At 67.6% G+C, this 11,963-nt stretch carries 10 protein-coding genes, 1 tRNA gene and 2 pseudogenes; 8 read left to right on the forward strand and 5 right to left on the reverse strand.

The genetic code is table 11. The annotated features are described in order from the left end of the window. Nucleotides 1–519 (forward strand): annotated as a pseudogene (locus RTU05_RS14045) (peptidase M20); the annotation flags it as partial. 173 nt (nucleotides 520–692) lie between these two features. Beyond that, complete coding sequence (recA, locus tag RTU05_RS14050) at nucleotides 693–1,775, forward strand: recombinase RecA (protein ID WP_312598980.1); 1,083 nt, start codon at nucleotides 693–695, stop codon at nucleotides 1,773–1,775. Nucleotides 1,776–2,188: 413 nt separating this feature from the next. Here recA and RTU05_RS14055 read toward each other — a convergent pair whose 3' ends face one another. The 4 genes from RTU05_RS14055 to RTU05_RS14070 all read right to left on the reverse strand — a co-directional run bounded on the left by RTU05_RS14055 (nucleotide 2,189) and on the right by RTU05_RS14070 (nucleotide 7,292). Then, complete coding sequence (locus tag RTU05_RS14055; protein WP_312598981.1) at nucleotides 2,189–4,381, reverse strand: 3-hydroxyacyl-CoA dehydrogenase NAD-binding domain-containing protein; 2,193 nt, start codon at nucleotides 4,379–4,381, stop codon at nucleotides 2,189–2,191. 17 nt (nucleotides 4,382–4,398) lie between these two features. Further along, complete coding sequence (locus RTU05_RS14060; RefSeq protein WP_312598982.1) at nucleotides 4,399–5,604, reverse strand: acetyl-CoA C-acetyltransferase; 1,206 nt, start codon at nucleotides 5,602–5,604, stop codon at nucleotides 4,399–4,401. Nucleotides 5,605–5,769: 165 nt separating this feature from the next. Beyond that, nucleotides 5,770–5,994, reverse strand: coding sequence for a hypothetical protein (locus RTU05_RS14065; protein WP_312598983.1), 225 nt, complete (start codon nucleotides 5,992–5,994; stop codon nucleotides 5,770–5,772). A gap of 59 nt (nucleotides 5,995–6,053) precedes the next feature. Further along, complete coding sequence (locus RTU05_RS14070) at nucleotides 6,054–7,292, reverse strand: PQQ-dependent sugar dehydrogenase (protein WP_312598984.1); 1,239 nt, start codon at nucleotides 7,290–7,292, stop codon at nucleotides 6,054–6,056. Between the two features lie 201 nt (nucleotides 7,293–7,493). Here RTU05_RS14070 and RTU05_RS14075 point away from each other — a divergent pair. Both RTU05_RS14075 and RTU05_RS14080 read left to right on the forward strand, forming a co-directional pair. Then, nucleotides 7,494–7,570, forward strand: a tRNA-Met gene (locus tag RTU05_RS14075). Between the two features lie 72 nt (nucleotides 7,571–7,642). Continuing rightward, nucleotides 7,643–7,951, forward strand: coding sequence for a hypothetical protein (locus RTU05_RS14080; RefSeq protein WP_312598985.1), 309 nt, complete (start codon nucleotides 7,643–7,645; stop codon nucleotides 7,949–7,951). A gap of 24 nt (nucleotides 7,952–7,975) precedes the next feature. Here the strand turns inward: RTU05_RS14080 and RTU05_RS14085 are convergent, their stop codons facing one another. Next, nucleotides 7,976–8,635: a TlpA disulfide reductase family protein gene (locus RTU05_RS14085; RefSeq protein WP_312598986.1), complete on the reverse strand. Its 660-nt coding sequence runs from the start codon at nucleotides 8,633–8,635 to the stop codon at nucleotides 7,976–7,978. Between RTU05_RS14085 and argH the strand changes: the two genes are divergently transcribed. From argH to RTU05_RS14105, 4 genes and pseudogenes are all read left to right on the forward strand, one after another. Beyond that, nucleotides 8,634–10,073, forward strand: a complete 1,440-nt coding sequence (argH, locus tag RTU05_RS14090; RefSeq protein WP_409411631.1) for an argininosuccinate lyase — start codon at nucleotides 8,634–8,636, stop codon at nucleotides 10,071–10,073. The genes RTU05_RS14085 and argH overlap by 2 nt on opposite strands. Then, entirely contained in the window at nucleotides 10,070–10,300 is a 231-nt protein-coding gene (locus RTU05_RS14095; protein ID WP_312598987.1) for a hypothetical protein, read from the forward strand. The genes argH and RTU05_RS14095 overlap by 4 nt, the downstream gene beginning before the upstream one ends. Nucleotides 10,301–10,303: 3 nt before the next feature. Beyond that, a complete protein-coding gene (gene lysA / locus RTU05_RS14100) occupies nucleotides 10,304–11,578 on the forward strand; it encodes a diaminopimelate decarboxylase (protein WP_312598988.1) in 1,275 nt (424 codons plus the stop codon). 75 nt (nucleotides 11,579–11,653) lie between these two features. Further along, nucleotides 11,654–11,963: pseudogene (locus RTU05_RS14105) on the forward strand (hypothetical protein); the annotation flags it as partial.

Here is an 11,963-nt window from a genome sequence, read left to right on the forward strand (position 1 = left end):
GCGGCGGCGTTGACGACCGCCCTGGCGGGGGTCGATCCGGTCGTGCTGGTCGCGGCGGCCGTCGCCATCGGCCTCAGCCTGTGGCCGCGCGCGGCGAAGGAGACGCCTTGGGGCGGGTGGCTGGGACTGATCGGGCTTGTGCTGGTTCTGGGCGTCGCCGTCCAGGCCGTGGCGCCCGAGGCGGCCTTTCTGCTGATCTGGCCCGCCCTGATCGCCGCCATGACGGCTGCGGCCACCGCCCTGATCTCCACGCGCCTGACGACCTGGACCGCCCTGGTGCCGGCGGCGTTGGCGACGGCCGTGGTCGGCGGATGGCTGCTGGTTCAGGCGCACGGCGTGTTTTTGGGGGTCGGCATGGACCTTCCAGGCGTGCTGGGCGTGATCGCGCTGTTGATCGTGCTTCTGGCCCGACCGCTGTCGCCGGGCGCAGACGATGGAGCGCGGAAACTGAGCCTGATTGCAGCCGTCTTGGTCTTGGCGGGAATGGTCGCAGGGCTGGGCGCGCGAATGATCACCTAGGCCGAATGCGTCAGAAACGGTCGTGACTCGTTTGATGTTCTCGTTTTGATCGAGAGAACATCTTGTGAACAAGAACAAACCATGCACATAGTCCCCCTCACGAAACGGGGGCGGGTCCAGGCGGGTCTCTCCCAAGCTTAATGACGGGAATCATGGCAAGGGAGACGAAGGCAATGGCTTCGCAGGCGGCATTGAAATTGGTGGGCAAGGACGACGGCGACAAGCAGCGCGCCCTGGAGGCGGCGATCGCGCAGATCGATCGCGCCTTCGGCAAGGGCTCGGTGATGAAACTCGGCAAGGCCGGGCAGGTGAACGAGATCGAGAGCGTCTCGACCGGCTCGCTGGGCCTGGACATGGCGCTGGGCATCGGCGGCCTGCCGGTCGGGCGGGTGATCGAGGTGTTCGGCCCCGAATCGTCGGGCAAGACCACCCTGGCCCTGCACACGGTCGCCGAGGTGCAGAAAAAAGGCGGGGTCGCCGCCTTCGTCGACGCCGAACACGCGCTGGACCCTGTCTATGCCCAGAAGCTGGGCGTGAACCTGGACGATCTTCTGGTGTCTCAGCCGGACGCCGGCGAACAGGCGCTGGAGATCGTGGACACCCTGGTCCGTTCGGGGGCTGTGGACATCGTGGTCGTGGACTCCGTCGCCGCCCTGACCCCGCGCGCCGAGATCGAGGGCGAGATGGGCGACAGCCTGCCGGGCCTGCAGGCGCGCCTGATGAGCCAGGCGCTTCGCAAGCTGACGGCCTCCATCTCCAAGTCCAAGTGCATCGTCCTGTTCATCAACCAGATCCGTCACAAGATCGGCGTCATGTACGGCAGCCCCGAGACGACGACGGGCGGCAATGCGCTGAAGTTCTACGCCTCGGTGCGTCTGGACATCCGCCGCACCGGTGCGATCAAGAACCGCGACGAGGTGGTCGGCAACACCACCCGGGTCAAGGTGGTCAAGAACAAGGTCGCCCCGCCGTTCCGCGAGGTCATCTTCGACATCATGTATGGCGAGGGCATCTCCAAACTGGGCGAGGTCATCGACTTGGGCGTCAAGGCCGGGGTGATCGAGAAGTCGGGCAGCTGGTTCAGCTATGACTCCACCCGGATCGGCCAGGGCCGCGAGAATGTGCGCGAGTTCCTGAAACAGAACCCCGACATCGCCGCCTCCATCGAAAAGGCCGTGCGCCAGTCCACCAACAAGATCGCCGACGACATGCTGGGCGCCCCCGAGCCGGACGAAGGCCAGGATCTGGAAGGCTGACGCCAGGCAAGGGCCGGCGGCGGCCAGGCGGACTTCGAGCGTTCGCTTCGGCTGCGGCCCGGTCTTTTCACCGCTACTCCGTCGCCCCTAGCGACCCGCCACCGACCCCGCGAAGGGCGGCGGAGCGACCCGCTCGACCTCGCGTCGAGCGGGTCTTTTTCTTTTTTGGATTAGCAGGGTTCGTGGGACTTGAGTTCGATTGTTCAACCTATCCGCTCATCCCGGCGAAAGCCGGGACCCAGTGCTTTGGGATATCCGGCTTGTGCATTGGCCCGCGCAATCGATCCAACGCACTGCTGAGCGACAGAACTGGGTCCCGGCTTTCGCCGGGATGAGCGGAAGAGGTGGCGCTGAAACGAGAACGGGCGACCCGAAGGCCGCCCGTTCCTTAGGTCAACGCTGTCCGCGGCCGATCAGGCGGCGGCCTTCTCCGGGGCGAACTTGCCGTAGAAGGTCTCGTTCTTGGCGGCCATGTCGCGCAGCAGCTGCGGGACCTTGAAACGGTCGCCGTACGACGCCGCAAGACGGTCCGCCGTCTCGACGAACTTGGCCAGGCCGATGCCGTCGATGAAGCTGATCGGGCCGCCGGTCCAGGGCGCAAAGCCCCAGCCCAGGATGGCGCCCAGGTCGGCTTCGCGCGGGTCGTCGATGACGCCCTCTTCCCAGCAGCGGGCCACTTCGACGGCCTGGCGATACAGCAGGCGCGTCTTCAGCTCGTCGATCTGGGCGAAGGCGGTCGGCTCTTCCGGCTGGTCGATGCCCTTGGTGACGGGCGCCAGTTCGGACAGACCCTTCCACAGCGTCTTGGGCTTGCTGTCATAGTCGTAGAAGCCCTTGCCGTTCTTGCGGCCGAAACGTCCGCCCTCGACCATCTTGGCGACGATGTCGGCGCCTTCCGACGGGACATATTTGTCGCCCAGGTCCAGCGCCGTCTGTTTGGCGATCTTGTAGGACAGGTCCAGGGCGACGTCGTCGTGCATCTCCAGCGGGCCGCGCGGCATGCCGGTCATGCGGCCGACATTGTCGATCAGGGCCGGGCCGTAACCCTCCTCCAGCATCGCCATCCCCTCCATCAGGAAGGTGGAGAAGCAGCGCGAGGTGTAGAAGCCGCGGCTGTCGTTCACGACGATCGGCGTCTTCTTGATCTTCAGCACATAGTCCAGGGCCTTGGCGATGGCGGCCTGACCCGTCTTTTCGCCCAGGATGATCTCGACCAGCATCATCTTGTCGACCGGCGAGAAGAAGTGGATGCCGATGAAGTCCGCAGGCCGCACCGAGGCCTCGGCCAGACCAGTGATCGGCAGGGTCGAGGTGTTGGAGCCGAACACGGCGCCCTCGGCCAGTTGCGACTCGGCGCGCTTGGTCACATCGGCCTTGATCTCGCGGTTCTCGAACACGGCCTCGACGACCAGGTCCGACCCCTTGATCAGATCGTAGTCGGTGGTCGCGGTGACGGAGCCGAGCAGGGCGTCGTATTTCTCCTGCGTCAGCTGACCGCGCGACAGACGCTTCTTCAGCAGTTCCTCGACATGGGCCTTGCCCTTGTCGGCGGCCTCCTGGGTCTGGTCGATCAGGATGGTCTCGATACCGGCCATCGCCTGCACATAGGCGATGCCCGCGCCCATCATGCCGGCGCCGATGACCGTGACCTTCTTGGGATCGGACTTGGGAACGCCCGCCGGGCGCACGGCGCCCTTGTCCAGCTCCTGCTTGGACAGGAACAGCGAGCGGATCATGGCCTGGGCCTGCGGCGTCATCAGGGTCTTGATGAAGTAGCGGGTCTCGATGCGCAGGGCCGCGTCCATCGGCACCTGGGTTCCTTCGAACACGGCCTTCATCAGGTTCACCACGGCCGGATAATTGCCGTAGGATTGTTTGCGCAGCATGGCGTTGCCGACCATGAAGTTCTGGATGCCTGCCGGATGGAAGGGGCCGCCGCCGGGCAGTTTGAAGGACTTCTCGTCCCACGGCTGCACGGCCTTGCCGCTGTTCTTGATCCAGGCCTTGGCGGCCTCGACGCCTTGCCCCTTCTCGACCACCTCATGGACGATGCCGGCGCCCTTGGCGTCGTTGGGGCGGAAGGACTTGCCCTCGCTCATGGCCATCATGGCGTTCTGGACGCCGACCAGGCGCGTCAGGCGCTGGGTGCCGCCGCCGCCGGGGAACAGGCCGACCTTGATCTCGGGCAGGCCCAGCTGAATCTTGTTGTCGTTCTCGACCACGCGATAGTGGCAGGCCAGGGTGAACTCCACCCCGCCGCCCAGCGCCAGGCCATTGATGGCCGCCGCAATCGGCTTGCCCGAGGTTTCCAGCGCGCGGAAGGCGCCGTTCAGCATCCAGCCGGCGTCGAACGCCTTTTGCAGGTCGCCGCCGCCCGCCAGCATGCCGGACGCCATGTCGCCCAGGTCCGCGCCGGCGCAGAAGCCCGACGCCTTGCCCGAGGTGATGACCGCGCCCTTGATGGCGTCATCGGTCTTGATGCGTTCGACCAGTTGCGGGACCTCAGCGATCACCTTGCCGGTCAGGGTGTTCATCGAACGGCCCGGCACGTCGAAGGTGACCAGGGCGATGCCGTCGGCGTCGACGTCGATCTTGAAGTTTTCCATATTCATTCGCTCCCGGATCAGACGCGTTCGATGACGGTGGCGGTGCCCATGCCGCCGCCGATGCAGAGGGTGATCAGGGCGGTCGACTTGTTGGAGCGTTCCAGCTCGTCAAGCGCGATGCCGGTGATCATGGCGCCGGTGGCGCCCAGCGGGTGACCCATCGAGATGCCGCCGCCGTTCACGTTCATCTTGGCGTGGTCGATATTCAGGGCCTGCATATAGCGCAGGACGACGGCGGCGAAGGCCTCGTTCAGCTCCCACAGGTCGATGTCGTCGGGCGTCATGCCCAGCTTGCCCAGCAATTTGCGGGTCACATACTCAGGGCCGGTCAGCATGATCGACGGCTCCGAGCCGATGGAGGCGCCGCCCAGGATCTTGGCGCGCGGCTTCAGGCCCAGGGCTTGGCCGGCTTCCAGCGAACCGATCAGCACGCCGGCCGAACCATCGACGATGCCGGACGAGTTGCCTGGCGTGTGGACGTGGTTGACACGCTCGACCTCGGGATAGCGCTGGTTAATCACCCCGTCGAAGGCCATTTCGCCCATCATGGCGAAGGAGGGGTTCAGTGCGCCCAGGGTCTGCATGTCCGAGTTCGGACGCACGGTCTCGTCGTGATCCAGGATGGTCAGGCCCAGCTGGTCCTTGACCGGAATGACCGAGTTCTTGAACCGGCCCTCGGCCCAGGCCTTGGCGGCGCGCTTGTGGCTCTCGACCGAATAGGCGTCCACGTCGTCGCGGCTGAAGCCGTATTTCGTGGCGATCATGTCCGCCGACACGCCCTGCGGCACGAAATAGCTGGGGAAGGCCGAGGACGGATCCGTCGGCCAGGCCCCCATGTCCGACCCCATCGGCACGCGGCTCATGACCTCGACCCCGCCGCCGACGGCGAAATCGGCCTCGCCGGACTTCACCTTGGCGGTGGCCATGTTCACGGCTTCCAGGCCCGAGGCGCAGAAGCGGTTGATCTGGACGCCGGCGGTGGTCTGGGCCCAGCCCGCGGTCAGGACGGCGGTGCGGGCGACATCGGCGCCCAGTTCGCCCACCGGGGTCACGCAGCCCAGGATCACGTCGTCCACCTTGGAGGTGTCCAGATCGTTGCGGTCGCGCAGCGCTTCCAGAACCTGGGAGGCCAGCGACAGGCCGGTGATCTCGTGCAGCGAGCCGTCCTTCTTGCCCTTGCCGCGCGGGGTGCGGACGGCGTCATAGATATAGGCGTCAGCCATGAGGATACGTCTCCGATAAAGGACGGGTCTAAGCTCGGACGCCAAGAACCCTACGTTTACGTCAACGTCAAGTAACAAGCCGCGTGAAGGCGCGCCAGGGCTGGGCCTGTCCAACGTCGTCGTGACAGGATGTCGGGCCGAAGACGCCGCTTCGGCCTCAGAGATTCAGTTGGCGCGGGGAATCCGGGTCGCGCCGCCGGTGATCTTGCAGGCGTATTCTGTCTGCGGCCGACCCGTCTGAAGGCCGGTGGGCGTCAGTATGCCCTGGTCGCGGGTGCAGGCCGCCTCCAGCGTATCCAGCTCCTGCTGATAGGTGTTGGTCCCGCCGGTCGTGCCGCAGCCCGCCAGCAGCGGCAGGGCGAGGGCGGCGGAGAGGATCAGGATACGCATGGCTCGGTTGCTCCCTTGGGGACGCGCGCGCCCCGGCTTCGCCCCCTGGCGATCAAACCCTAGCGCGCCGCCGCCAGCCTGACCAGCTTGCCGTTCTGTTCGTCGGTAATGGCCCAGACCGAACCGTCGGCGGCGACCGCCACGTCGCGGATGCGCTCGTCCAGATCGGTCAGCAGGCGCTCCTCGCCGACCACGCGGTCGTTCTGGATCACCAGACGGGCGATGTGCTTTTCCTTCAGGCCCGCGACCAGCAGGTTTCCGTCCCAGCCGGGGAACATGGCCCCCTGATAGAAGGTCGCCCCGCCCGGCGCGATGACCGGATCCCAGTAATAGACGGGCTGCTCCGTGCCCGGCGCCTGGGTGGCGCCGGTGTTGATCCGGCCGCCCGCATATTCGACGCCGTAAGCCGCATCGGGCCAGCCGTAGTTCAGGCCGGCCTTGTCGATATTGACCTCGTCCCCGCCGCGCGTGCCGTGCTCGACGGTCCAGACGGCGCCGGTTCCCGGCTGGACGGCGACGCCCTGGACGTTGCGGTGCCCCAGGCTCCAGATCTCGGGCAGGGCGCCGGCGCGGCCGACGAAGGGATTGTCCCGGGGCACGGAGCCGTCGGCGTTGATGCGAATGGTCTTGCCCATGTGGGAGCCCAGGTCCTGGGCCTGGGGGCGCATCGGCTTGTCGGAGCGCTCGCCCAGGGTGACGAACAGATGCCCGGCGGGATCGAAGGCCAGGGACGAGCCGAAATGCTTGTCGCCGTCATAGACCGGCAGGGCGCGGAAGATGACCTGGACGTTCTCCACCCGCGATCCGTCGTCCGACAGCCGCCCGCGCGCGACAGAGGTGGCGTTTCCACCCTGGCGGGGCTCGGCGTAGCTCCAGTAGATCATGCGGTCCTGGGCGAAGCCGGGGCCGACGATCACGTCCAGCAGGCCGCCCTGGCCGCGCGCATCTACGGCGGGCAGGCCCGCGACCGGCTCGCTGATCTGCCCTTGGGCGGTGACGATGCGCAGTCGGCCGGGCTTCTCCGTCACCAGCCAGCGACCGTCCGGCAAAGCGGCGAGCCCCCAGGGATGCACCAGGCCCGAGGCGACGACGGCATGGCTCATGGCCTGCTCCGTCTTCACGCCCGGCGCGCGGGTCTGACCGTCGAAGGCCGGTCGCTGGTCGGGATTGTTGGCCGGGCGCGTCTCCAGCGGTGCGCCCGCCTGGGCCTGAGGCGCGGACGCGCTTTCGCCGCTGGCCCCGCAGGCGGCGGCGAGAACGAGCAGGGAGGTGGACGCGGCGGCGACGATCAGGCGCATGGCGCAGGCTCCGAAAAGGTTAGGGGACGTATCGGTCGAAAACGGCGGCCCATCGTCACCGTTCCGGCCGGCGGATATCCTGCGCCCTATCGCCGCATGATCCGGCTCCGCACGATCTGGCCCAAGACGACTTGAACCCGACGCCCGACGGCGATATAGGCACGCCTCCTTCGCGGCTGGCCCCGGCCCCGCGACGCCCGGGACTGGGTAGCTCAGATGGTTAGAGCGGTGGATTCATAACCCACAGGTCGGCGGTTCGATCCCGCCTCCAGTCACCACCTCTTTCGCTGCAACCTGCGCCTCCATCCTGCGTTTACGGTCGAGCTTTCGACCTTGACTGGAGAGACGCCGTGACGATCCGCACCACAGCCCTGATGGCGGCCGCCGCCGTTCTGACCTTGGGCGCCGCCGCCTGCACCCAGGCCGAGCAGGACAAGGCCGAGGTTAATGCCGAGGCCGCCGCCGACAAGACCGCCAGCGCCGCCTCCCAGGCCGGCGAGGTGATCGAGGGCGGGGCGATGAAGGCCGCTCAGGCGGTGGAGAGCGGCGCGGGCAAGGTCGCCGACAAGCTGGAGAACGAGCAGGCACAGGCCGCCGCCGAAGGCAAGCCCGGCGCCATCGACCCGGCGACCGATACGCGGGTTCCGGCCAAGAACTGATCCTGCCCGGTCAGGCGGCGGGTCTTATTGCGGCTTGGGGCCTTCCGCCAGCAGGGCGTCGATCAGCGCGCGCGCTTCGGGGCCGGACCAGTCGGCCTCGCCCGTCTTGACGGCGCGGATGCGGCCTTCGCGATCCAGCAGGATGGTCTGCGGCATGGCGCCCTTTCCCGGAAACTCGAACGGCAGCTGGAATTTGGCGTCGCTGTAGAAGGGAAGAGGCGCGTGGTTGTCGAGGAAGCGCTTGGCCTCGGCCGCCGCGTCCGGCGTGGCGTCGACGTTGATGGGCAGGACCACCAGATCCTCGTTGGCCGCATAGGCTTTCGCCAGCGCCTGGAGGGTCGGCATCTCGGCCTTGCACGGCGCGCACCACATCGCCCACAGGTTCACCACCACCACCTTGCCGTGAAAGGCCGAGAAGCGGGCGGCCGTGCCGGTGCGGTCGCGAAAGGCGTATTCGGGCGCCGGGGCGTGGTCGGTCGGGGTGGACAGGGTGGAAAACGAGCCGACGGCGAAGCGCGCCAGGTCGCTTTTCGGCGTCGCATTGGCGTTTGCGGCCTCTTGCACTTGCGCGTCCTGACGATGATTGGCGTATAGCGACATCGCCATGCCGCCGACGCCGGCGATGGTGCTGACCACCACGACCGCGCCGATTATCGCCCAGATCGCCTTTCTAGAGCCGCTCATGACCCACTCCACTCCTGCCGACGCCACGTCATCCGCCGGTTCGACTGCGCCGGTGAAGCCGACGGGTCAAGACATGTGGGGCGGACGCTTTTCGTCGCGCCCGGCCGAGATCATGCAGGCCATCAACGTCTCCATCGGCGTGGATCAGCGTCTGTGGCGTCAGGATCTGGCCGGTTCGCGGGCCCACTGCCGGATGCTGGCCAAGCAGGGGATCATTCAACAGGCTGACGCCGACGCCATTCTGGGCGGACTGGACGCCATTGAGTCCGAGATCCTGGACGGGACCTTCCCCTTCCGCGACCAGTTCGAGGACATCCACATGAATGTGGAGGCGCGGCTGAACGAGCTGATCGGCGAACCGTCGGGCCGTCTGCATACGGCGCGCAGCCGCAACGATCAGGTGGCGTTGGACTTCCGCCTGTGGGTCCGCGACGCCTGCGACCGCTCCGTCGCCCAGTTGAAGGCGTTGCAGACCGCCCTGCTGAACCGGGCGGAACAGCATGCCGGCGACCTGATGCCGGGCTTCACCCATCTTCAGACCGCCCAGCCGGTCACGCTGGGCCATCACCTGATGGCCTATGTCGAGATGTTCGGGCGCGATGCGGGCCGTTTCGCCGACGCCCGCGCCCGCATGAACGAGAGCCCGCTGGGCGCCGCCGCGCTCGCCGGTTCGCCCTTCCCCATCGACCGCCATATGACGGCGCTGGACCTGGGCTTCGAGCGACCGATGGCCAATAGCCTGGACGCCGTATCCGACCGCGACTTCGCGCTGGAAAGCCTGGCCGCCGCCTCGATCACGGCGGGCCATCTGTCGCGCCTGGCCGAGGAGATCGTGGTCTGGATGACGCCGATGTTCGGTTTCGCCAGCCTGCCCGACGACCTGACCACCGGCTCGTCCATCATGCCGCAGAAGCGCAACCCCGACGCCGCCGAACTGGTGCGGGCCAAGACGGGCCGGATCATGGGTTCGCTGGTGGCCCTGTCCACGGTGATGAAGGGCCTGCCGCTGGCCTATTCCAAGGACATGCAGGAGGACAAGCCGCCGGTGTTCGAGGCGTTCGACGCGCTGGACCTGGCCCTGAACGCCATGACGGCCATGGTCGCCGCTTTGCGCCCCAACACCGAACGGATGGCCGCGGCCGCCGGCGCAGGCTTCTCGACCGCCACCGATCTGGCCGACTGGCTGGTGCGAGAACTGAACCTGCCGTTCCGCAAGGCGCACCATGTTACGGGGGCGGCGGTGAAGCAGGCGGAGGCGCTGGGCGTGGACCTGGCGCAACTGCCGCTGGCTGAACTGCAGAAACTGGAGCCGGGCGTCACCGAAACAGTCTACAAGGTGCTGACCGCCGAGGCTTCGTGCCAGAGCCGCCAAAGCTATGGGGGAACCGCGCCGGAACAGGTCCGGGCGCGTATCGCCGACTGGAGAGATCGCCTGTGAAGAAGACCCTGATTCTCGTGGGCGCGCTCGCCCTCCTGACCGCCGCCTGCGGCCGCATGGCCGATCTGGAATCGCCGGTGCGCCAGACAGAACGGGCGCCGCGAGACAGCCGCGCGCCGCATCTGCCGGAGCCTGCGACGATAAACCGTCCGTCCAGCAGCCTGCCGATCGACGGCGGACCCTCCAACCCCATCGGCGCCGGCGCCGCCCAGAACGATCCGCGATAGACCTTGCACCATTTCGACCTGAAGGACGGCGCCCTGCATGCCGAGGGCGTGCCGCTGGAGTTGATCGCCGACGAGGTGGGCACGCCCGCGTATGTCTATTCGACCGCGACGCTGAAGCGGCATTACGGCCTGCTGCGCGCCGCCGCCGACGCGCACCGTGACGCGCTGGGCGAGGCCCTGATCGCCTTTGCGGTCAAGGCCAACTCCAACCTTTCGGTCCTGGCCACCCTGGCGAAGCTGGGGTCCGGCGCCGACACAGTGTCCGAGGGCGAGATCCGGCGCGCTTTGGCGGCGGGCGTGCCGGCAGAGCGGATCATCTTTTCCGGCGTGGGCAAGACCGATGTCGAGATGGCCTTCGCCATCAGCGTGGGGGTGCGTCAGATCAACGTCGAATCCGGGGCCGAGCTGGACCGGCTGATCGCGGTCGCGGCGATGATGGATGCGGCCCCGGCCATCGCCATTCGGGTCAATCCCAATGTGGGGGCGGGCGGCCACGCCAAGATCACCACCGGCGGCAAGGGCGACAAGTTCGGCGTGCCGGTCGACGAGGCGATGGACCTCTACGCCCAGGCCTCGGCCTCGCCCCATGTCACGCCGGTCGGCCTGGCCTGTCACATCGGCAGCCAGATCACCGACCTGGCCCCGCTGGAGGCCGCCTTCACTGTCCTGGCCGAGATGACGCGCGGCCTGCGCGGCCAGGGTCATGCGGTGACGCGACTGGACCTGGGCGGCGGACTTGGCGTGCCCTATTCCGGCGGCGTCGAGCCGCCGTCGCCGGCCCATTATGTCGCCATGGCCGCGCGGGTGCTGAACGGGTTGGACGTCGAGGCGGCGTTCGAGCCGGGCCGGCTGCTGGCCGCCAACGCTGGGGTTCTGCTGAGCCAGGTGATCCAGGTCAACGAACGTTCGGACGGGCGCCGGTTCCTGGTGCTAGACGCGGCGATGAACGACCTGATGCGGCCCGCCCTGTACGACGCCTTTCACGATATCCGGCCGGTGGCGCAGCGTGGCGGCGAGGCCCTGGCCTATGACGTCGTGGGGCCGGTGTGCGAGACGGGCGACACCTTCGCGCGCGACCGCGATCTGCCGCCGCTGGAGGCCGAGGATCTGGTGGTCTTCACCGGGGCGGGCGCCTATGGCGCGGTCATGGCCAGCGAATACAACAGCCGCCCGTTGATCCCCGAGGTGCTGGTGGACGGCGATCAGTGGGCCGTGATCCGCCCGCGTCCGACCTATGAAGAGATGCTGGACCGCGAGCCGTTCGCCGACTGGCTGTAAAGAGTCGAATTTCGCTCGACTGTTATAAAGTAACACGCTATAGGCCGCCTCATGTCTCCCGGCGCCGAACAGTCCGTGCTCTTGTCCCTGCTGGGGGGTGGCTTCGTCGCGGCCTTCCTGCACGCCGCCCTGCCGACCCATTGGCTGCCCTTCACTTTGGTCGGACGGGCGCAAGGCTGGCGGCCGCATCGCATCCTGCTGGTCGTGACGGCGGCGGGCCTGGCCCATATCGCCACGACGGCGGTGGTCGGCGGGCTGATCGTGGCGGCGGGCCTGGCGCTGGACCAATGGATCGAGGGGGTGTTGCCGCATCTGGCGGCGGTGCTGCTGTTCCTGTTCGGCGCCTTTTACCTGGCGCGCTCGGCCCTGCGGCGGCCGGCCCTGG

The organism is Brevundimonas sp., from assembly GCF_032017145.1.
Classification (GTDB): domain Bacteria; phylum Pseudomonadota; class Alphaproteobacteria; order Caulobacterales; family Caulobacteraceae; genus Brevundimonas.